18 protein-coding genes are annotated in these 20,245 nt (G+C 69.8%); 8 read left to right on the forward strand and 10 right to left on the reverse strand.

What is annotated here, in order from left to right; translation table 11 throughout:
- Positions 1-742: 742 nt before the first annotated feature.
- The 3 genes from G531_RS0110775 to G531_RS21890 form a co-directional block, all read right to left on the reverse strand.
- Positions 743-1,783: an alanine racemase gene (locus G531_RS0110775; protein WP_026927269.1), complete on the reverse strand. Its 1,041-nt coding sequence runs from the start codon at positions 1,781-1,783 to the stop codon at positions 743-745.
- Between the two features lie 109 nt (positions 1,784-1,892).
- Positions 1,893-3,101 (reverse strand): lipid II:glycine glycyltransferase FemX, encoded by a 1,209-nt coding sequence (locus tag G531_RS21885; protein ID WP_373277297.1) that lies wholly within the window; start codon positions 3,099-3,101, stop codon positions 1,893-1,895.
- A gap of 39 nt (positions 3,102-3,140) precedes the next feature.
- Positions 3,141-4,541, reverse strand: coding sequence for a PrsW family intramembrane metalloprotease (locus tag G531_RS21890; RefSeq protein WP_051215356.1), 1,401 nt, complete (start codon positions 4,539-4,541; stop codon positions 3,141-3,143).
- Between the two features lie 115 nt (positions 4,542-4,656).
- On the opposite strand from G531_RS21890, the gene G531_RS0110790 reads away from it, so the two are divergent.
- On the forward strand, positions 4,657-5,187 hold the full coding sequence (locus G531_RS0110790) for a hypothetical protein (protein ID WP_026927270.1): 531 nt from the start codon (positions 4,657-4,659) through the stop codon (positions 5,185-5,187).
- A 24-nt stretch (positions 5,188-5,211) separates the two neighbouring features.
- Here the strand turns inward: G531_RS0110790 and G531_RS0110795 are convergent, their stop codons facing one another.
- The 4 genes from G531_RS0110795 to G531_RS0110815 all read right to left on the reverse strand — a co-directional run bounded on the left by G531_RS0110795 (position 5,212) and on the right by G531_RS0110815 (position 7,688).
- Positions 5,212-6,003, reverse strand: a complete 792-nt coding sequence (locus G531_RS0110795; protein ID WP_026927271.1) for a class I SAM-dependent methyltransferase — start codon at positions 6,001-6,003, stop codon at positions 5,212-5,214.
- Positions 6,004-6,135: 132 nt separating this feature from the next.
- Positions 6,136-6,420, reverse strand: a complete 285-nt coding sequence (locus G531_RS21895) for a hypothetical protein (RefSeq protein ID WP_035758551.1) — start codon at positions 6,418-6,420, stop codon at positions 6,136-6,138.
- A gap of 263 nt (positions 6,421-6,683) precedes the next feature.
- The gene (locus tag G531_RS0110810) at positions 6,684-7,124 is read right to left on the reverse strand and encodes a DUF2231 domain-containing protein (protein ID WP_026927272.1); all 441 of its coding nucleotides are present in this window, start codon (positions 7,122-7,124) and stop codon (positions 6,684-6,686) included.
- A 6-nt stretch (positions 7,125-7,130) separates the two neighbouring features.
- Positions 7,131-7,688: a COG4315 family predicted lipoprotein gene (locus G531_RS0110815; RefSeq protein WP_035758553.1), complete on the reverse strand. Its 558-nt coding sequence runs from the start codon at positions 7,686-7,688 to the stop codon at positions 7,131-7,133.
- A 172-nt stretch (positions 7,689-7,860) separates the two neighbouring features.
- Here G531_RS0110815 and G531_RS0110820 point away from each other — a divergent pair, with 172 nt between their 5' ends.
- The 6 genes from G531_RS0110820 to G531_RS0110845 all read left to right on the forward strand — a co-directional run bounded on the left by G531_RS0110820 (position 7,861) and on the right by G531_RS0110845 (position 13,406).
- Entirely contained in the window at positions 7,861-8,427 is a 567-nt protein-coding gene (locus G531_RS0110820) for an RNA polymerase sigma factor (protein WP_035758554.1), read from the forward strand.
- Positions 8,420-9,139, forward strand: coding sequence for an anti-sigma factor family protein (locus G531_RS24585; protein WP_051215358.1), 720 nt, complete (start codon positions 8,420-8,422; stop codon positions 9,137-9,139). The genes G531_RS0110820 and G531_RS24585 overlap by 8 nt, the downstream gene beginning before the upstream one ends.
- A gap of 87 nt (positions 9,140-9,226) precedes the next feature.
- On the forward strand, positions 9,227-9,526 hold the full coding sequence (locus tag G531_RS0110830; RefSeq protein ID WP_145978641.1) for a hypothetical protein: 300 nt from the start codon (positions 9,227-9,229) through the stop codon (positions 9,524-9,526).
- Positions 9,511-10,422 (forward strand): DODA-type extradiol aromatic ring-opening family dioxygenase, encoded by a 912-nt coding sequence (locus G531_RS0110835; RefSeq protein ID WP_026927276.1) that lies wholly within the window; start codon positions 9,511-9,513, stop codon positions 10,420-10,422. Before G531_RS0110830 ends, G531_RS0110835 begins: the two co-directional genes overlap by 16 nt.
- Positions 10,419-11,444 carry an amidohydrolase family protein gene (locus G531_RS21905; RefSeq protein WP_035758556.1) on the forward strand — a complete coding sequence of 342 codons (1,026 nt, stop codon included), beginning with the start codon at positions 10,419-10,421 and terminating at the stop codon, positions 11,442-11,444. The genes G531_RS0110835 and G531_RS21905 overlap by 4 nt, the downstream gene beginning before the upstream one ends.
- A 33-nt stretch (positions 11,445-11,477) precedes the next feature.
- The gene (locus tag G531_RS0110845) at positions 11,478-13,406 is read left to right on the forward strand and encodes an FAD-binding monooxygenase (RefSeq protein ID WP_026927277.1); all 1,929 of its coding nucleotides are present in this window, start codon (positions 11,478-11,480) and stop codon (positions 13,404-13,406) included.
- Positions 13,407-13,492: 86 nt separating this feature from the next.
- Here the strand turns inward: G531_RS0110845 and G531_RS0110850 are convergent, their stop codons facing one another.
- The 3 genes from G531_RS0110850 to G531_RS0110860 all read right to left on the reverse strand — a co-directional run bounded on the left by G531_RS0110850 (position 13,493) and on the right by G531_RS0110860 (position 19,517).
- The gene (locus tag G531_RS0110850; RefSeq protein WP_035758557.1) at positions 13,493-14,380 is read right to left on the reverse strand and encodes an oxygenase MpaB family protein; all 888 of its coding nucleotides are present in this window, start codon (positions 14,378-14,380) and stop codon (positions 13,493-13,495) included.
- 235 nt (positions 14,381-14,615) lie between these two features.
- Positions 14,616-17,384, reverse strand: a complete 2,769-nt coding sequence (locus G531_RS24590) for a 5'-nucleotidase C-terminal domain-containing protein (RefSeq protein WP_051215359.1) — start codon at positions 17,382-17,384, stop codon at positions 14,616-14,618.
- Positions 17,385-17,657: 273 nt separating this feature from the next.
- The gene (locus G531_RS0110860; protein ID WP_026927279.1) at positions 17,658-19,517 is read right to left on the reverse strand and encodes an acyl-CoA dehydrogenase; all 1,860 of its coding nucleotides are present in this window, start codon (positions 19,515-19,517) and stop codon (positions 17,658-17,660) included.
- 115 nt (positions 19,518-19,632) lie between these two features.
- On the opposite strand from G531_RS0110860, the gene G531_RS0110865 reads away from it, so the two are divergent.
- A complete protein-coding gene (locus tag G531_RS0110865; protein WP_145978642.1) occupies positions 19,633-20,241 on the forward strand; it encodes a TetR/AcrR family transcriptional regulator in 609 nt (202 codons plus the stop codon).
- Positions 20,242-20,245: the final 4 nt, after the last annotated feature.

Raw genomic sequence — 20,245 nt, forward strand, 5'->3', positions numbered from 1 at the left:
CAGGTCTTCGTGCGGTTCGCAGGGCGCGGTGCGGTGCGCGGGTCCTGCAGGGCCAGCGAACTCCATGGCGGCCGGCGAATCCCCATGACGGCCCGCGAAACCTTATGAGGGCCGCGGTCACGCGCTTGGTCTCGCCAGTGCGCAGGGTGAATCCGACCGCGTGAAGCTGACCCGCTGTGCCGGCGCGGTGGTCGTGGCCCGGTGGGTTGGCCCGGTGGTGGTGACTGGGTGGGCCGGCCTTGTGGTGGTGACCGGTGGGTTGGCCCGGTGGTGGTGACTGGGTGGGCCGGCCTTGTGGTGGTGCCTGGGTGGGCCGGCGGGGTTGCGCTGATCCGGTGGTCCGATCCTGCCGCCAGTCGGGTCGTTTCGGCCGATTTCGGGGTTCGAACGCACAGTAGTGGCAGGATCCGCCCACGTGGCCGCTGTGCCTCCGGTCCGCGGGTCGACGTGCGGGTCACGGGTCGAAATGCGGGTCGCGGGTCGGCGTGGTGTGCGCGGGTCCTGCAGGGCCAGCGAACTCCATGGTGGCCTGCGAAACCCTGCGAGGGCCTGCGAAACCCTACGAGGGCCAGCGAACTCGGATGGCGGCCCGCGACACCCGATGAGGGCCTGCGAAACCCCACGAGGGCCCGCGAATCCCGATCAGGGCCCGCGAAACCCCACGAAACCCCACGACCGCCCGCGAAACCCCACGAAACCCCACGACCGCCCGCGAAACCCGAGCGCCCGCAATGGGCCGGGATCAGTCGTCGATGGTCTCGTCGAAGGTGGCAATGGTGTTGCGGACGTCGACCGGTACCTCGTCACCCACCGTGGGCGGGGTCAGCTTGGCCGGCAGGAAGACCAGCGACGACTGCATGTGCGGCGGTTCCACGAACCACCGCTTCCCGCCGGCGATGGTGTAGGGCGACAGGGCGAACCCGGCCGCCTCCAGCCCGCCGGTTGCCAGCGAGATTGCCCGCGAGCGCACCGATCGACCCGAGCTCGGCGCCTCCAGGCCGATCCCGTTGGCGGTACCGCCGGAGACCACCACGACGAACCCGTCCTGCAGAGCCGCGCGCTGCCAGTAGCCCAGGCGCTCGCCGCGCTTGATCGGGTGCACATCCAGCACGGTCGCGGTCGTGGTCAGCGCGCCCGGGTCACCGAGCCAGAGCTGGGTACCGACCCGCAACCGGGTCCGGCCCTCGCCGAGCGACTTGGCGATCCGGACGTAGTCCAGCAGCGGTACATGGGAGTACCAAAGCGGCACATCCAGCGCCTGCTGGGCCAGCTTTCCGAGGCGCTCGGCCTCATCGGCGGTCGAGGACTGGATCGGCAGGTGAATGGTCCACCCCTCGATCTGCAGGAATTCCTGCCAGGCCTGGACTGCGGGCAGGTCCTCCACGGGGATGCCGTGCCGACGCATCGAGGTGAGCACCTCCACCAGGACCCGTGGCTTCCGCCCGCCGAGATTGGCCAGGATCTCCAGGTCGGTCAGCTGGGAAACGGTGACGATCATCCGCGGATCCCGGGCCAGCTCGACCGCATTGGGGTCGTTGGCATCCCACGGCAGCAGCATCACGATGTCGCCGGCGAAGTGATCCCGGATCGAGTGCGCCTCGGCCGGGGTGCCGACGGCGATGGTGTCCACGCCCAGCCGGGTCGCCTCATCGGCCAGCCGGCTGTTGCCGAACCCGTAGCCATTGCCCTTGGCCACCGGCACCATGCCCGGAACCCGCTCGGCCACCTGCTGGAGGTGCTTTCGCCATCGAGCGGTGTCGATTCGCAGTGTCACGCCAGTCATGGTGCCGACTCTAGCGGGGGACCGCAGACCCGGCGCGCGAACCTCGGCGTACGCCGATCCGGGTCAGCCGCGTACGCCGAACCCCTTCAGCCGCGTACGCCGCACCGGGTCAGCGGCGTACCGCGGCCCGGGCGCGACCGAGCAGGCGGGTCGCCCGGCCCTTGATCGCCGCCCGATTCATGTACGCGTCGAAGGCGGCGTACAGCGGGCGATTGATCGGCAGGTCCCATTCGCCGAGGTATTCCACGGCCCGCCCACCGGTGCCGACCTTGAACTGGATCAGCCCGATGTGCGGATCGTCGGCCTCCAGACCCTCGGTGATGCCGCGCATGTCGTAGACCAGACACCCGGCGGCCAGCGCGTCCTGCATCATCTGCCACTGGACGGCGTTCGACCCGCGCACCTCCCGCTTCTCGGTGGTGGAGGCGCCGTAGGAGTACCAGGCATGATGACCGACCCGGACCATCGTCGTCGCGGCGACCAGATCGCCCTCGTGGTGGGCCAGGTAGAGCCGCATCCGGTCGGGATCCTCGCCGTTCAGCGCGTCCCACATCTGCTCGAAGTAGGCCAGCGGCCGACCGGTGAACCCGTCCCGCTCGGCGGTCTCCAGGTACACCTCGTGGAACTGCGCCAGCTCGTCACGCCCGCCCCGGGTCACCTCGACCCCGGCCTTGGCGGCCTTCTTGATGTTGCGCCGCCACAGCTGATTCATCCCCTTGAGCACCTCGTCGGGGGACTTCGGCGTACCGTCGGGCTGGGCCAGCGGTACCCAGAAGTTGAACTTCGGCTGCCCCGCGGCGAACCCGTCGGGGCCCTCGGGGCGCGGCGGGATCCAGCCCCGCTGCCGCAGCAGATTGTGTACGCGGGCCCCGGCCCGGCCGGTCTCGTCGGGCGTGGCCTCCGACAGCCGGTGGATGTTCTCATCGGCGATCGCGTCCTTGATGGTGTCCGCGCTCCAGGCGTGCTCGATCACCGGCGGACCGATCCGGATCCCGAAGGCGCCCTGATCCTTGAGATGCTTGACCATCGGATCCAGGAAGTCGCCGATGTCGTCGCGGGTCCAGTCCAGCACCGGGCCCTCCGGGAGGTACGCCAGGTAGCGCTTCACCTTCGGCAACTGGCGGTAGAGCACCAGGCCCACCCCCACCAGTTCACCGTCGTCGAACCAGCCCAGCGACTCCGAGCCCCATTCGGACTTGACCGTGGCCCAGGCCGGAGTCTGCAGGAAACTGGTCCACCCGTACTCCCCGGCCGGGGCCGTCAGGCCGCGCAGGAAGTCCAGGTGTCGCTTGGTCTGGATACGACGAACGGTGATCACGGCGAAGAATCTACATGAGCCGCGCGCCGCGGCCGGGATTCACCGACCGGGAGGGGGATAGCCCGCACCCGGCGGCGGGTAGCCACCCGGGGCCTGCGGCGGCGGGTAGCCACCCACGGCGTACCGCGGACCGGGCTGTCCCGCGATCGCCGGCCAGCCGCCGGCCCCCGCTCCGGCGCCGGCCAGGGTCTGGGTCACCCAGTCCTTGGACTGCAGAATCCGGTCGACATACTCTTGGTGCTGGTCGAGCAGGTGCGGGTCCGGATTGCCCTGCTGGTGGTCCAGCCGCTCCCGCACGTACGCCAGTTCGGTGACGGCCTCGACCCAGTCCCGCAGCCGCTGGCGGTCCCCGCCGGGGGTGCGCTTCATGATCTTTGCGCGGGATTTGCGGCCCGCGGTGCTACCCAGCCAGCCGGCGTCGGAGGCATGGATCCAGCCGTGGTCGACCATGGCCGGCAACTGGCGCGCGACCACCTTGCCCTCGCGGATGCTCGACCAGATTGCCGCGATCACCAGCGCGACGAACACCAGAAAGTCGAAGCCGAGAACGAGGAAGTAGAGCGCGCCCACCGCGGTTGCCGCATTGTGCAGGCCGTGCAGCAGCATCCCGACGAGCCAGCCGGCCAGGATCCAGGCCACCTTGGCCAGGACGCCTCTACTGCGCATGGCCAGCCAGAACCCGACCGCGACGCAGCCGGTGTAGAGCATGTGCCCGAAGCCGCCCAACACCACCCGGATCACCGAGAGCTGGATGGCATCGCCCACGTTGGCCGTGCCGGAGATGTAGAGGATGTCCTCGGTAAAGGAGAACCCGGCGCCGATCAGGCCGGCGTACACCAGGGCGTCGGTGAGGGAGTTGAACTCCGCCCGCCCCCGGCGGGTCGACATGAGCACGACCAGGAAGAACAGCCCCTTGGCCGTTTCCTCGGTCAACGGCGCGCGGACGGCGGTACTGAGGAACAGATCTCCGCTGAACATCGGAAGCGCCGCAGTGAACAGCAGCGCCAGCAGGGGCGCGATCGCCGCACCCCAGCCGAAGGCGGCGATCAGCAGCAGCGGCGGCTCTGGCTCCCACCGATCGATCCAGAACAGGATCAGCACGGTGACCACGGCGGAGATCGTCGTGAAGCTCAGCGCGACCCAGCCCTGCGGCGAGGAGAGCCCGAGCACCAGGATCAATGCGGTCACCAGGGCCGCGATCACGATCACCACGATCGGCAGCACCAGCAGCCGCTTCTTGCGTGCCAGCGTCCGCTGGCCGCCCGGCTGCGGCCCGGGCGGGGCGGGGGTGAACTGCGGCGGGCCGCCCGGGTACTGGGACCCGGCCGGATACTGCGGTTGGCCGTACGCCTGCTGCGGCGGTGGCCAGGACCCCGGCTGCTGCGGCGGGCCGGCGGGGTGATCCGGGGGAGGTCCGAAGGGGGGCTGGGGCGCGGTCATGGGTATCACGATACGGGCGCCGGTGTCCGAATCCGGCCGGCCCGGGGTCATCGAAGCGGAGGACCGGCTCGGTCACGACTGGGGTCGGCGGGGTCGGGTGTCGTAGATTGGCGGCGTGTCCGAGACGTCCCCGCCCGCGCCAGAGCTGCCCGATCCGGCCACCACGGCGGCGGACCCGCCCGGTTTCGAGGTCTACGTCAGCTCGGCCGACGCGCGTCGGCGCCGGCAGTTCTGGGCGTCACGGACCGGACTGCTGGTGCTGGTCGGCCCGCCGCTGTTGATCACCGTGATGGGCATCATCCTGATCGCCGCGGTGCCCGGCTCCGGGGGTCTGGCCGCCGGCATCCTGGTGATCGCCTGCGGGCTGGCCGGGGCGTACCTCGGGTACGCGAACTGGCGGCGGGCGCGGGCCCGGGCGCAGACGGCCCCGCTGGCGTTCGCGCTGACCGAGCGGGGGGTGTGGTTCGCGGGCAAACCGGTGCCCTGGGAGCGCGCCCAGTTCTTCCTCACCGACGATGCCGAGCCGCAGTTGATCTGCGGCCCGGTCGCGATGGCCTTCCGGGTCAGTGACCTGAGCCAGCCGGTGGATCGGATTGCCGCCGAGATCGCCGAGCGCTCCGGCGGCCGGCAACACCTCGTCGCTTGAAACATCCCCCCGACTGAGGGTCGCTCAGGGCACCCGGGCCACCGCGGCGCGGGCCGGGGCGGGGAGCGGGAATCGCCCCGTCGGGGAGCCGAGTCGGGCGTACAACTCCTCCCGGACCGCGGCCTGCTGCTGCGGCGAGCGGCCATTCAGATAGGTCCCGGCCGGTCCGACCCCCAACTCGAAGTTCCCCCACAACTCCTCGAAGTCGGCGTACTCCCGGGGTGCCTCCAGCAGGTGTTCGGTCACGTCGGCCAGTCCGGCCCCGGTCAGCAGGCCGGCGATCTCGCCGGGGTTACCGAAGCGCAGCGATTCCACATCCCGGTGTGCGGTGGGGTCCACCGCCAGGGCCGCCTGCCAGAACTGGTTGAGCAGCGCCATGTCGTCGGCCCAGACACAGATCGCGATCCGGCCACCGGGCGCGACCACTCGACGCAGTTCGGCAGCCGCGGCGTCCGGGTCGGCGACAAAGTGGAACACCAACTGGGAGTACGCCAGATCGAACGCTCCATCGTCGAAGGGGAGCGACTCCGCCCGGCCCTCCCGCAGATCGACCCCGGGATAGCGCTCCCGGCAGGCGGTGAGGAAACCCGGCGTCGGATCGCAGGCCGCCACGTGATCGGCGCCCAGGCGCCGGACCAGTTCGCCGGTGAGGGCCCCGGGGCCGCAGCCGACATCAAGAGCGCGCTGGCCGGTACGCGGCTCGGCCAGATCGGCGAACAACGGCGCGAGGGTGCGGGAGTAGACCCCCATGAACCGGTCGTACGCCTCGGCCCCGGCCCGGAAGGTCCGCGACCCCGCTGCTGGTGGTTGTGCCATGTCTCCTCCTCGGCACAGGATCCGCGGATGCGGCGCCGGCGTCGTTGTCGGGATGCGCCGCCTCGAACGGGGGTCGGCAATTCAGCCTAGACACCCCGCTCGGCGCCCCGCCAGAGACCGTGGTCCGATGTATCAGCCCTCGGTCACCGCCGACGGATCGGGCCCGCTCTTCTTCCGCGCGTCGAGCCCACGCTTGGCGAAACGCTGCTGGGCGCCCTGCTTGGTCAGCCCGTACTTGGCACCGATCTTCGACCAGGAGGCACCGTCGGCGCGGGCGGAGCGGATCGCGTCCTCCTCCAGCGCCTCGGCGGCCTCGCGGACCCGGCGGGCGGCATCCACCACCGCGAGCGCGTCGTCGGCCGCGCGGAGCGCCGCGATCGCCTCGGTGACGTCCTGGACGCGGGTGTCGTGCTGCACGAGCACATCCTAATGCGCTGCCGTCGCAGCAATGTGGCAACGAAGAGTTGACGGACGGGTCAACTCATGGTTGACTTCACGTCAAGCAAGCGTTGACGAAGAGAACTGAGGAGGTGCTTCATGGCTAAGAAGAAGGACAAGAAGAAGGACAAGAAGTCCAAGAAGAACAAGAAGAAGTGACTTGGGCCCCACTGAGGGGGTTGCAGCACGCGCAGGCCAAGGACGGCCTGCGCGTGCTGCTGTCTGTGCCCGATCGGCCGGCCTCACCCCCAGACCGCGGTCGCGCCGGCGTGCCCGGTGAGGCCGACCAGGACCAGGGCCGCCACCGCCGCCAGGCCGGTCACGATCCCGGTGATCAGTACCGCCGGGGTGCGCGCGGAGGTACGCCCGGTCAGGTAGCGGAACCCCGCCAGGGCGAGGGTCAGCACCAGCACCGGCCAGGGGGTCAGTTGCCCGAGAAACTGGTGCCCGGCCACCCGGGGTGACCCGGTCAGCCCGAGCTCGGCGGCCAGCAACGGCCCGGTCAGCGCCGCCGCGCCGGCCGCCAGGGTCGCCCCCACCGCCACCAGGACGGTCAGCCAGCCGTAGCGCTCCCGCAGCCTGGTCGAGAACACCATCAGCAGCGCCCCGACCGCAGCCAGCGGGATCAGGATCACCGCCGCGTGCACGATCAGCGGATGCAGTGGCAGCCCGAGAATGTGCATGGCCGGCTACTTGATCGGGTCGCCCGCGGCGTTCAGCACGTACCAGACCTGCTGGACGTTCTGCCCGGTGGTGTCGCCGGCCTTGTGGTCACCCACCCAGTAGTACAGCGGCCACCCGTGGTAGGTCGCCTGGACGGTTCCGTCGGACCGGGTGATGGTGCCCAGCAAGGTGGCGTCCACGCCGTCGCCGGCGGTCGGCGTACCGACCAGCGCCGGCCAGTTCGCCAGGCACTGGCCCTCGCAGTTGCTCTTGTTGGGCTGATCCTTGGTGTAGAGATACAGCGTCATGCCGCGGCCGTCGACCAGGATCATCCCCAGGCTGGACTGGGCCAGATGCACCGCGGTCGCCGGTTGGCCGGTCACTGCGGTGGGCGGGGCGGCGGTGGGGGTGGTCGGCGCGGTGACCGGCGGATTTCCGGTCGGTGCGGCCCCGTAGCCCGAGGAGGTTCCGCCGCCCGCGCAGCCGGCCAGCAGGCCGGCGACCAGGGCGGCGGCGGCAATGCTTCCGACCCGCCGTCGGACGCGGGAGACTTGACGCACCGATGCTCGTTGGCTGGTAATCATGTTCAACTCCTGCTCGACTTGCCGGTGCCGGACGGCCCCGACCGGATGGGGGATACAGGTGATACGCACCCGGGGTGGCGAAAGATTGCCCCGGCGCGCCCGAAAGTCGGCAACGCAATACCGGCGGGGCGCAATCCCTGGCGGGCGTACCGACGTATCTGCTGATGTGACGATGTTCTCGCTCACCGACCGGGCCCCCGATGCCGCCCTGGTCGCCGGGCTCGCCGTCAACGACGAGGCCGCGACCGTGGCCTTCGTACGCCGGTTCGAGGGCCCGGTCTTCGGCCTGGCCCTCTCCCTGACCCGGGACCGCGGCCTCGCCGAGGACATCAGTCAGGACGTCTTCCTGCGCGCGTGGAAGGCGGCCGGGACCTACGACCAGCGCCGCGGCTCGGTGTTGACCTGGCTGCTCACGATCACCCGGAATCGGACGATCGACCTGCTGCGGACCCGCCGGCCGACCCCGATCGACACCGAGATCCTGGAACAGTTGGTCGCCACCACCCTGCGTACCGCCGGCCGGGAGGATCCCGGCGTACCCGCCGCGGCGGAAGAGGCCGCGAGCCGGTTGGCCCAACTGCCCCGCGACCAGGCCCGCGCGGTGATCCTCGCGGTGATCGGCGGGAACACCGCCCAGCAGGTCGCCGACCACGAGGGTATTCCGCTGGGTACCGCCAAGACCCGCATCCGGACCGGACTGCGGCGGCTGCGCGCAGCGATGGAGGTGAATCATGACTGACCTGCCCCGCACCCATCCCGAGCCCGACGACCTGGTCGCGCTCGCGCTGGCCGACCTCGGGCCCGAGCGCCGGGCCGAACTGAGCGCGCACCTGGCCGGCTGTGCCCGCTGTCGCGCCGAGTACGCCGGGCTCGAGGAGGCCGTGCAACTCACCCTTCCCGCCGCGCCCGCGGTGGCGCCGCCGGCGGGCTTTTCCGGTCGGGTGCTGGCCCGGTTGGGGCTGCCCGAGGCAGCCGAGGCCGCACCCGCGCCGGTGATTCCGCTGCGCCGCCGGCGGCTGTGGGTCGGGGTCGCGGCCGCGGTCGCGGCCCTGGTGGTCGGGCTGGGGTTGGGCATCGGCGGGACCCTGATCGTTGCGCGACCGGGACCGGCCCCGGCGCCGACCGTGGCCCCCGCGGCGGCCTCGGCCAGTTCCGCGGTGGCCCTGCTCGATCACAGCGGCACGATCATCGGTACCGCCGGGCGGGTCCGGGTGGCCGGGACCGACCAGCTGCTGGTCACCGTGCTCCGCGCCCGGCCGGGAGTGGCGTACGACTGCGTGCTGGTGACCCCCGACGGCGTCCGGCACAGTGGTGGCAGTTGGGCGCTGCAGGCGTCCGCCGGGCAGGAGACTGCCTCGGGCACCTGGCTGGTCGACCTGCCGGCCGGCGGGGTACGCCGGGTCGAACTGCTCACCGGGTCCGGGACGCTGTGGGCCCACGGGGAGTTCTGAACCCCCTCGGTTATCTGCGAACAAGCTGACCCTTGACCGGGTGGTTCCCGAGCGGGAAGACTCGAGCCATTCACAAGGAGGTGAGGCGTGTCCACGTACGGAATGCAGCGTGCGATCTTCGATCATCTGCGCCGGCTCGAGGCGCCGGACCAGGAGGTCCCGGCCGATCAGATCCGCACCGAGGGCTATGAACTGACCGAGGCCGAACTGGCGGCCCTGAGCAAACCCGATGTCGGCCAGCTCTATCTGCTCGGCACCCATCCGGTGCTGATCAACGCCTTCTGCCGGGCCAACGGTTGGAAGAAGGCCGACTACGCCGTCCTGTTTCCCGAGGGACTGGCGGACAGCATGCGATCGGAAAGGAAGGCGCGATGGCTGACATCGTGATGGCGTACAGCACGGCCCATGCCCCGATGATGTCGGCGAACCCGGCTTCGGCCCCCGACGACATGGCGGCGCGGTTCTTCGGGGCCCTCGACGTCGCCTCCGCGAAGGCCGCGGCCCTCGACCCGCAGGCCGTGGTGATGGTCTCCGGCGAGCACTTCAGCAACTTCTTCATCGACAACCTGCCGCAGGTCAGCGTCGGTGTCGGCGAGACCCACCTGGGGCCGGTGGAGAAGTGGCTCGGCATCGACCGGGTGATCGTCCCCGGTTCCCCCGACCTCGGCCAGGCGATCCTGGGCGGGCTGATCGAGCGGCAGCACATGCCCGGGCTGTCCTTCAAGCTGACCGTCGACCACGGCTTCATGACCGTCTACAACCGGCTCAGCCCGCAGTCGACACTGCCGCTGATCCCGATGATCATGAACTGCACGTTCCCACCGCTGATGACGCTGCGGCACTGCTGGAACTTCGGGGTCTCCCTGGGGCAGGCGATCCGCGCGTTCACCGGACTGGAGCGGGTGCTACTGGTCGGCGCCGGCGGGCCCTCGCACTTCGTCGGCGAGCCCCGGGTCGGAGACATCGACATCGACTTCGACCTGTGGTTCCTGCGGATGATGGAGGCCGATTGTCCCGACGAGCTCCTCGACATCCCCAATGACGAGCTGATGCTGGCCGGGAACGGGACCGGGGAGATCCGCGCCTGGGTGACCGTCGCCGGTGCGATGTCGCCGGCCGCGGGAGGGCCGCCGACGAAGACCACCGCCCTGGCGTACGAGCCGATCTATGAGTGGATCAACGGGATGGGCGTCGCGCTGCACGAGGTGGTCGGCTCGGCCGGGCCGGCGACCCCGGCGTCGATCTTCGCCCCCGGTGGCCAGTACGCCGCGGGGCCCGCATGAGCGGCGAGGCCGGTCGGGTCGTCGACGTCCACGCCCATGCCATGCCGCTGCCGATCCTGGAGTGGCTGGTCGAGCAGGGGCTGGCCGACCTGTCGGGTCTGTCGGACGGGATCGTCCGGCTCGATCCGCGGGTCAGCGGGGTCGGCCCCGGCGCGCCGCTGCCGCTGCCGCCGGCGATGCATGATGTCTCGGTCCGACTGGGGCAGATGGATCAGGCCGGGGTGGACGTCCATGCGGTCTCGCTGCCGCCGTTCCTGATGGCGACGACGTTTCCGATCGCTTCCGAGGCGGACTCCGCGCTGGTCAGCGAGGTGATCCGGCGCGGCAACGACGCCCTGGCCGAGTACGTGGCCCAGGCGCCGGATCGGCTGGTCGCGCTCGGCGGCGTACCGCTGGGCACCGGTGAGGCGGCCACCGAGGCCGCGCGCTGCCTCGACGAACTCGGCATGGCCGGGATCGCGATCTGCTCCCAGGGCGCGGGCCAGGATCTCGACGCGGAGGTCAATGAGCCGCTGTGGGCGCTGCTGTCGCAGCGCTCGGTGTTCACCTTCCTGCATCCCAGTGCCTCCCCGGCGCCGGCGCGGACGAAGGATTTCTGGTTCCCGCAACTGGTCGGCTACCCGATGGAGACCGCCCTGGCCGTGGCCCGGTTGATCTTCGCCGGGGTCACCACCCGGCATCCCTTCCCGTTGTGTCTGGCCCACGGCGGCGGCTGTCTGCCCTCGCTGCGCGGCCGGCTGTCGATGGGTTGGGACCGCAAACCGCAGGCCCACACCATTGACACCGATCCGCGCGAGCATCTGGATCGGCTCTACTACGACACCGCGGTGTTCGACGAGGAACTGCTGCGCGGACTGGTCGCCATGGTCGGTCCGGAACAGGTCCTCGCCGGCACCGACTTCCCGTTCGACCTGGCCGAATGGGATCCGGTCGGCTTCGTGACCCGGGCTCTCGGCAAGGACGCCGCAGAACTCGTCCTGGGTCGCACCGCCGCCGGCCTGCTCGGCCTCCAGGACAGCTGAACCCCCTGACCACACCTCAACGAAGGAGTTGTTGTGCAGTTCTACCTCGACGGATATCGCCCCGGTAACCCCAAGATTCAGCAAGCCGCCCCGAACGCCATGGCTCCCGGGGAAGACCTCCCCGACGAGGTCGATGTGCTCATCGTCGGCACCGGCCCCGCGGGGCTGATCATGTCGGCGCAGTTGGCGCAGTTCCCCGAGATCACCACCCGCATCGTCGAGCGTCGCCACGGCCCGCTGCAGCTGGGCCAGGCCGATGGGGTGGCCTGTCGCACCGTGGAGATGTTCAACGCCTTCGGCCTGGCCGAGAACCTGGTCAAGGAGGCGTACTGGGTCAACGAGACCACCTTCTGGGGCCCGAGCGCGGAGGATTCGAGCCGGATCACCCGCACCGGGCACATCCAGGACGTCGCCGACGGCCTCTCGGAGTACCCGCACGTGATCGTCAACCAGGCCCGGATGCAGCAGTTCCTGCTCGATCACATGCTCGACTCGCCCACCCGGCTGGAGCCGAACTACGGCCTGTACGCGACCGGGGTCGAGGTGGCCGACTCCGGTGAGTACCCGGCGACGGTGACCCTGCAGCCGGTGGGCCCGGACATGGAATACCTCGGCGAGCCGCGTACGGTGCGGGCGAAGTACGTCGTCGGCGCCGACGGTGCTCGCTCCCCGATCCGGCAGTCGCTGGGCATCCCGATGATCGGCGACGCGCGCAACCACGCCTGGGGCGTGATGGACATGCTCGCGGTCACCGACTTCCCCGACATCCGGTTCAAGGCGGCCATCCAGTCCGGCAGCGGCGGCAGCATCCTGCTGATCCCGCGGGAGGGCGGCTACCTGGTCCGGCTCTATGTGGACATGGGCGACATCGACCCGGATCCGACCAAGCGGACGATGTTCAACTCCGACGACATCATCGCCGCCGCGCAGAAGATCCTGCACCCCTACAGCCTCGACGTCCGCGACATCGCCTGGTGGTCGGTCTACGAGGTCGGCCAGCGGATCGCCGAGCGCTTCGACAACGTGCCGAACGACGAACGCGGCGGGGACCGGATTCCGCGGGTGTTCATCGCCGGCGACGCCTGCCACACCCACAGCGCCAAGGCGGGCCAGGGGATGAACGTGTCGATGCAGGACACCTTCAATCTCGGCTGGAAGCTCGCCGCGGTCCTGACCGGGCGCGCCAAGCCCGAACTGCTGCAGACCTACCACGACGAACGTCGCGACATCGCCCAGGCCCTGATCGACTTCGATCTGAAGTGGTCCACCGCGATGGCGGCCAAGCCGAAGGATCCGAGCGATCCGAACTCCACCGGCATGGACCCCGCCGAGCGCCAGAGTGTCTTCACCCAGGGCGGCACATTCACCGCGGGTTTTGCGACCGACTACGAGCCGAGTCTGATCGTCGGGCACGACACCCACGAGCACCTGGCCACCGGGTTCCCGATCGGGGAACGGTTCCACTCCGCTCCGGTGGTGCGGTTGGCCGATGGGAAGCCCGTGGAGATCGGCCATGAGGCCGTCGCCGACGGGCGCTGGCGGATCTACCTGTTCGCCGACGGGGCCGACCCGGCCGAGTCGGATTCGCGGCTGGCCGCGGCGTGCCGATTCCTCGCCGAGGACGACGCGTCCCCGGTGCGCCGGTTCACCCCGACGGGGGCCGATCCGGACGCCGTCTTCGATGTGAAGGCGATCTTCCAGCAGGGGCATCGGGTACTGCGCAGTGAGCACGTGCCGGACTTCCTGCTCCCGCGGAAGGGGCCGTTCGGGCTCAAGGACTACGAAAAGGTCTTCTGCACCGATGTGAAGCGCGGCCCGGACATCTTCGATGCCCGCGGCATCGACCGGGTCTACGGCGCGATGGTGGTGGTGCGCCCCGATCAGTACGTGGCGCACGTGTTGCCGCTGGACGGGGGCGCCGAACTCGGGGAGTTCTTCGCCGGGTTCCTGCTGCCGGGCTGACCGGCGTGCCGATGGGCTGACTGCCTGCCGGACTGACCTGCCTGCCGGACTGACCGGGGGGCAGGTCAGCCCGCGGTAGGGGCGGGTCAGCCCGCAGCGGAGAGTGGGCGGGGGCGGCTGCGCGAGGTCGGTGACATCGCCCACCGCACCGTCGCGGTGGCGCCGCGCCCCAGCGGCCGGGCCAGCAGGTGTCCGGCCGGGTGGTCCAGGCCGAGCAGGTGCCGGGCCCAGTCCGGCAGGACGCCGACGCCCCCGGCCGCCAGCGCCCAGTACCCGGGGCGGGCCGGCCACGGCAGCGGGGGATCGTGCAGCAGGAACGCCGCGGCGTCGGCGGCGGCCGGGGTGAGCTCCAACTCGGGACGATAGGACTCGAGCACGGTGCGGAGTTCGGTCACGCTCTGCGGGGGTGCCGGCACCCCGAGCCGACCCGCGGCGACGCCGGCCTGGGCGACATAGGTGTCGGCCTCGGCCGGGGTGAGCGGGCGCCGGGCGTAGGCCTGGAACGCCGCCAGGAACGAGTGGATCTCGGCGACATGCACCCAGGTGAGCAGGTGCGGATCGTCGGCCCCGTAGGGGCGCCCGTGCGCGTCCTTGCCACGGACCCGCCGGTGGATCGCGGCCACGTGGGCGATGGTGGCCTCGGCATGCTCGATCGTGCCGTAGGTGGTGGAAGCCAGGTAGTTGCTGGTGCGTTGCAGCCGGCCCCACGGATCACTGCGGTACCCGGAGTGTCCGGCGACCCCGGCCATCGCCATCGGATGCAGCATCTGCAGCAGCAGCGCCGCGATCCCACCGGAAAACATCGCGGAGTCCTCGTGCACCCGCCAGATCGGATCCGCCCGGGTGAACCAGCGCGGTCCGGCGCTGCCCCAGATCACCTGAGCCCGCGCATCGGCATCTGCCCCGGCCACCCGGGAACGCAGCGTGCGCCCCAGGGCCCGCCGAGCCCGGGACACCGGATTGAGCCCCTTCATCGTTCCAGCCTAGGTCGCCGAGCCGACGGCTCGAGCGGGCAGTGGGCCGATCCTGCCACCAGATGCCTTCGAAGGCCCCAAACCGGCCCGTTTTCCTCGTCTGGTGGCAGGATCGGCCCACTCGTCTCCGCCAACGACCGGCGCGGCCCGGAAACGCCGAACGGGGCGCCCCCAAAGGGGGCGCCCCGCCTGGTTGGGTCCGGATCAGCAATCGATCCGGATCAGTTCCGTGCGATCAGAAGATCCCGATGCGGGCATTCCAGGAGATCGAACCCTTCTGGAAGTACTGCACGCACTGCGCGACACCGTTGGCATCCCCGCACATCTCGCTCGTGGTCGGGTAGCCGTAGACGCTGGTCTCGGCGCCGCGGGCCTTCCAGTAGTCACCGATGCCGCCCCAGACGGTGTGGCCACCGGTGGCGGGGGACCAGTAGATGCTCCCGCCCTGGTAGTCCTGCTTGAAGCCGCCGTTGGCCAGGGCGATCTCATCGGTGGTCGGGTAGCCGAGACGGCCGTTCTCCACACCGTTGTCGGCCCACACCTGGCGGATCCCGCCCCACGAAACGTGGGTGCCGGTGGCCGGGCTCCAGACCAGGTAGCCACCCTGGAAGGTCTGGTAGCAGCCGCCGTCCTTCAGGCCGCAGATCTCATCGGTGGTCGGGTAGCCCAGCCGGCTGTTCTCCCCACCCATCGACATCCACTTGTCGCGCATGGCGTTCTTGGTGATCGAGGCCGGGACACCCGGAGCCCAGGTCACCACGCCGCCCTCGAAGATCTGGTACCAACCACCGTTGACCAGACCGTCGTGCTCGTTGTCCAGCGGCTGCCCCAGCGGGCCCTTCAGACCGCCGGTGGCGTAGAACTTCGCCCCGATCGCGCCGTTGACCGGGAAGTTGAGCGTCGGTTCCTGGGTCTGATCCCCGACGGTGACGGCGAAGGCCGCGACGGTGTTGGTCGGGGAGGCGACCAGCATGACGGTGCCGGTCTTCGCGGTGTAGTCGGCCGGCGCGGTCAGGCCGATGGTGGCCTGGCCGTTGGTGACGGTCGCGGTGCCGATCTGGGGGCCGTTGGCGGCGCAGGTGCTCTCGGTGCCCGGCGCACACAGGCGGGCCACCAGCTGGGTGTTCGGGGTGCCCTGGTAGACGTCCAGCTTGGTGTTGGTCGCGGCGGGGGCGCCGGTGACCGGGACCCCGACCTTGACCTCGGTGGCGGTGCCCGGGGTCAGCGCGGTGGTCTGCGGCGAGACCGAGACGCCGCGCCGGACCTCATCGGGCTGGATCGCGGTCGGGCTGGAGTTGGTCCGGATCCAGTCGACCCAGGCCTCCAGGTCCACGCGGCCGGAGTCCTTGCGGTTGGTGCCCTGACCGACCACGGTGAAGTTGTCGCCACCGGCGATCAGGAACGAGCCCGAACCCACGGTGTACTTCACCGCCGGGTCGATCGGCTTGCCGGCCACGTAGATCGCGGTGATCCGGTCACCGGCGGCGCGGGACTCGTCGTAGGTGTAGGTCACGTTGTTCGACAGACCCAGCGACAGGAAGGGGCGGGAGGTCCCGGCCGGCTGCCACTGCTGCTCGAGCATCTGCTTGACCTGGGCACCGGTCAGTTCGGTGGTCATCAGGGAGTTGGCGAACGGCAGCACCAGCGCCGCTTCCTTGTAGGTGATGTCCCCGGCGTCGATGTTGGTTCGCGTACCACCCGGGTTCTGCACCCCGATGAAGTTGGCGTTGTTCTGGCCCAGCTGGTCCTTGAACATCTGCGCGACCATGTTGTTCAGCGCCGACTCCTCGTTGCGGCCGCCGGTGGTGTGGGTCAGCGCGCGTCCGGCGCTGCCGATGACCTGGCTGCCGACCACATCGGCCTGGCGCACCGCGGCGTCGATGGCGTCATTGATCGGGGCGCTCGGGGCCACGGCCCGCGGGGTGAGGATCTCCGCGGAGTAGCAGCTGACGTCCTTGGTGTCCTTGTCGACGCTGAGCTGTACCTTGCCGATCTTCTCGGCGTACGAAGCGGCCTGGATCACCGGACGGGTGCCGTTGCCGTTGGGCATCGCGCCGTTGTGGACGTAGGTCTGGTGGGTGTGCGCGGTGAAGATCGCGGCGACGTGCGAGTCGGTCTGCTCGACGATCTTCTTGTACGCCGCACTCGCCGCGGTCTCGGTGGCGAGCGTTCCGGAGCCGGCGGCACCGTTGTGGTACTCGGCCACGATCACATCGGCCTCGCCGTTGGCCGGATCACCATCGGTGAGCTGCTTGGCCACGCGGTTGACCGCGTCCACCGGATCGCCGAAATCGAGGCCGGAGATGCCGTCGGGGGAGACCAGGCTGGTGGTCTCCTGGGTCACCGCGCCGATCACGGCGACCTTGACGCCGGCCTTTTCGAAGATCTCGTATTCCTTCAGGGCCGGGGTCTGGGTGCCCTTCTGGTACACGTTCGCACCCAGGTAGGGGAACTGCGCCTGCACCCGGGAGGCGTCGCCGCCGTCGATCCGCTTGCGCAGGTCGGCGTACCCCTGGTCGAACTCGTGGTTGCCGACCGCCGAGGCGTTCAGGCCGAGCTTGTTCATGATGTCGATCGTCGGGTTGTCGGCCTGCGAGCCGGACTCGAAGGTCGAGCCACCGATGTTGTCGCCGGCCGACAGCACGAGGGAGTTGGCGTCCCCGGCCGCAGTGCGCTCGGCCTCCAGGGTGCCGAAGAAGTTCTTCACGGGGATGCGGCCGTGGAAGTCATTGAAGTTCAGCAGCGTGAGGGTGTTCGGAGAGCACTGCGCGGCCTTCGGGTCCACGGTGGGCACCGCGGTCGCCCCGGGCTGGGCGGACCGGGTCGCGGTCGCGCTCGCGGTCGGCGTGCTGGTCGGGGTGGCCGACGGAGTCGCCGAAGCATCGGCCGACGGGGTCACGGTGGGAGTTGCGGTCGGGGCAGCATGGGCCACTCCGAGCGGGCCGGCAAACAGGCCGAGTACGCTCGCGGCGGCGATGCCACTGACCCAGCGGGGGACGTGCATGGCTCTCCTTCAGGAAAATGACAGACGTGTACCGAGGGTGACCCTGTCGGTTTCCGGAAGGGACGCGCAAGGGATGTTGCCTGAAGTTCGCTTTCTGTTCGCCTCATAAGGGCCGGGATCGCCGTTGGCAAGGCCGGATGCCGGAACGGAGCGCGCGGGGAGGCCCGGGGGAGGGCCGACCGACACCCCGTCCGGCCCCGAACGCGAACGCCCGGCGACTGCGGGTGCAATCGCCGGGCGTCCCGGGAAACCGTGCTCCGGTTCAGGCCGGACTCAGAAAGCCGACTCCGGCAGTTCCATCACGTCCAGGTTGACCGCTTCGGCCTTCTTCTTCTCCGCGGTCACCCCCGGCAGGTACTGCTGGGCGAACCACTTGGCCGCCGCCACCTTGCCGCGGTAGAAGTCCGCCGACTCCGCCCCGGTCCGGGTGCCGTCCAGGGTCGCCTGCGCGACCTCACCGGCCCGCAGCATCAGCCAGGCACACACCACGTCACCCAGCACCATCAGCAGCCGGGTGCTGTTCAGCCCGACCAGGTAGGACTTCTTCGGGTCACCCATCGAGCCCATCGCGTGCCCGGTCATCAGCTGGATGATCGCCCCGGCGTCGGCCAGCGCCTTGCCCAGCAGGGCGCGCTCGTTCTCGAAGCCGGGCGCGGCCGGAGCGCTGGTGAGCCAGGCCTGGATGTCGCCGGACACCTTGCCGATCGCCACCCCCTGGTCCTTGATGATCTTGCGGAAGAACAGGTCCTGCGCCTGGATGGCGGTGGTGCCCTCGTAGAGGGTGTCGATCTTGGCGTCGCGGACGTACTGCTCCAGCGGGTAGTCCTGCAGGAAGCCCGAGCCGCCGAAGGTCTGCAGCGACTCCGAACCCAGCTGGACCCAGGCCCGCTCGGAGGCGTAGCCCTTGACCACCGGCAGCAGCAGATCGTTGATCCGCTCGGCCAGCTGGTCGTGCTCGCCGCGGTTGCGCGCCTCCCAGACGGCGTCCTGGAAGGAGGCGCAGTAGGTGATCAGCATCCGCAGCGCCTCGGCGTTCGCCTTCTGGGTGAGCAGCGAGCGACGGACATCGGGGTGATGGGTGATGGTGACCCGCGGGGCGTCCTTGGCCGGATTGGTCATGTCGGCGCCCTGGACGCGGGTCTTGGCGTACTCGAGGGCGTTGAGGTAGCCGGTGGACAGGGTCGCCATCGCCTTGGTGCCGACCATCATCCGGGCGTGCTCGATCACCTGGAACATCTGCGCGATGCCGTCGTGGACCTCGCCCAGCAGCCAACCGACGGCCGGCTCGCCGTCACCGAAGGTCAGCTCGCAGGTCGCGGAGACCTTCAGGCCCATCTTCTTCTCGACATTGGTTGCGTAGACGCCGTTGCGCCGGCCGGTCAGCTCACCGGTCTCGGGGTCGAAGTCGAACTTCGGCACGATGAACAGGCTCAGCCCCTTGGTGCCGGGGCCACCGACTCCCTCGACGCCGACCGGGCGGGCCAGCACGTAGTGCAGGATGTTGTCGGTCATGTCCTGGTCGCCGGAGGTGATGAAGCGCTTGACGCCCTCGATGTGCCAGGTGCCGTCCGGCTGGGGGTACGCCTTGGTCCGGCCGGCCCCGACATCCGACCCCGCGTCCGGCTCGGTCAGCACCATCGTGGCGCCCCACTGCCGCTCGACGGCGATCTTGGCGATCTTCTTGTCCCGCTCGGTGCCGTTGTAGTACATCACCTGGGAGAACTTCGGCCCGGCGGCGTACATGTAGAGGGCGGGGTTGGCGGCCAGCACCAGTTCCATCGCGGCCCAGCGGACCGTGGGCGGGGTCGGCTGGCCGTCGAGTTCGGCCGGCAGTTCCAGGCGCCACCAGTCGGAATCCTGGTACGCCTTGAACGCCGCCTTGGTGCTCTCGGGGATGGTCACCGAGTGATTCTTCGGATCGTAGATCGGCGGATTGCGGTCGCCATCGGCGAACGGCGCGGAGATCTTCTCCCGACACAGGTGGTCGATCTCCTGCAGTGCGGCGAGCGCGGTCTCGGTGTCCATGTCCTCGGCGGCACCGGTACCCAGCAAGGCTCCGCGGTCGAAGACCTCGAAGAGATTGAAGCGGATGTCGGCAAGATTCGAGTGGTAATGCGAGCCGGTGGCAGCCATGACACGCCTCCTTGGATGATTGTGGCCTCGGTCACAACAAGAGTAAGCTACTCATCGGTAACAGGTCAAGGGCATACGACTGTGTATGGATATGAAAGTGGCTTAAGGTGAGGCCGTGACAGATTCCGAGGGGCTGGAACGAGCCCGGAGTGACCGGCGTGATCAGATGGTTCAGGCCGCTGTCCGCGCCTTCAGCTTGCGGGGCTACAGCGGCGCGACCCTGGCCGATATCGCCGCAGAGGCCCATGTGACGCAGCCTCGGATCAGTCAGGTGTTCGGTACCAAGGAGAATGCCTTCATCGAGGCGCACCGGTACGCCGCCCAGGTCGTGAAGGACTATCTGGCGCCGCGGGCGCATCCGCCCTATGACGCCAGCCGGATCGGGCGGGGTTACCTGGAGCTGATGGGGACCCATCGCGCCGAACTGATGATCATCTTCCAAGCTTTCGCCGGGGCCTATTGCGAGCCGATCGGGGTCGAGGCGCGGACGCAGATGGACGAGATCATCTCGCTGCTGCGGCAGACCGGCGCCGGCTACCCGGAGATCCGCGATTTCCTGGCGCGCGGCTTCCTGATGAAGATCGTGCTCTCCGCCGATATCGGTCATCACCTGGAGCAGTCCGAGCACTTCGCGCCGCTGCTCGACTCGCTGCACCTGCCGATCCCGCCCAGCGTGGATCCGGGGGCGGCGGCCGTGCGGCAGGGGCCGCCCCCGGCACCCTGAACCG

Origin of the sequence: Granulicoccus phenolivorans DSM 17626 = NBRC 107789 = JCM 15570, from assembly GCF_000423085.1 — a bacterium.
GTDB lineage: Bacteria > Actinomycetota > Actinomycetes > Propionibacteriales > Propionibacteriaceae > Granulicoccus > Granulicoccus phenolivorans.

Bases quoted from the DNA above. Each gene is read 5' to 3' on its own strand.
- G531_RS0110775 (WP_026927269.1), bottom strand. From the start codon at position 1,783: ATGACTGGCGTGACACTGCGAATCGACACCGCTCGATGGCGAAAGCAC.
- G531_RS21890 (WP_051215356.1), bottom strand. From the start codon at position 4,541: ATGACCGCGCCCCAGCCCCCCTTCGGACCTCCCCCGGATCACCCCGCC.
- G531_RS0110795 (WP_026927271.1), bottom strand. From the start codon at position 6,003: ATGGCACAACCACCAGCAGCGGGGTCGCGGACCTTCCGGGCCGGGGCC.
- G531_RS0110810 (WP_026927272.1), bottom strand. From the start codon at position 7,124: ATGCACATTCTCGGGCTGCCACTGCATCCGCTGATCGTGCACGCGGCG.
- G531_RS0110815 (WP_035758553.1), bottom strand. From the start codon at position 7,688: ATGATTACCAGCCAACGAGCATCGGTGCGTCAAGTCTCCCGCGTCCGA.
- G531_RS0110820 (WP_035758554.1), top strand. From the start codon at position 7,861: ATGTTCTCGCTCACCGACCGGGCCCCCGATGCCGCCCTGGTCGCCGGG.
- G531_RS24585 (WP_051215358.1), top strand. From the start codon at position 8,420: ATGACTGACCTGCCCCGCACCCATCCCGAGCCCGACGACCTGGTCGCG.
- G531_RS0110835 (WP_026927276.1), top strand. From the start codon at position 9,511: ATGGCTGACATCGTGATGGCGTACAGCACGGCCCATGCCCCGATGATG.
- G531_RS21905 (WP_035758556.1), top strand. From the start codon at position 10,419: ATGAGCGGCGAGGCCGGTCGGGTCGTCGACGTCCACGCCCATGCCATG.
- G531_RS0110850 (WP_035758557.1), bottom strand. From the start codon at position 14,380: ATGAAGGGGCTCAATCCGGTGTCCCGGGCTCGGCGGGCCCTGGGGCGC.
- G531_RS24590 (WP_051215359.1), bottom strand. From the start codon at position 17,384: ATGCACGTCCCCCGCTGGGTCAGTGGCATCGCCGCCGCGAGCGTACTC.
- G531_RS0110860 (WP_026927279.1), bottom strand. From the start codon at position 19,517: ATGGCTGCCACCGGCTCGCATTACCACTCGAATCTTGCCGACATCCGC.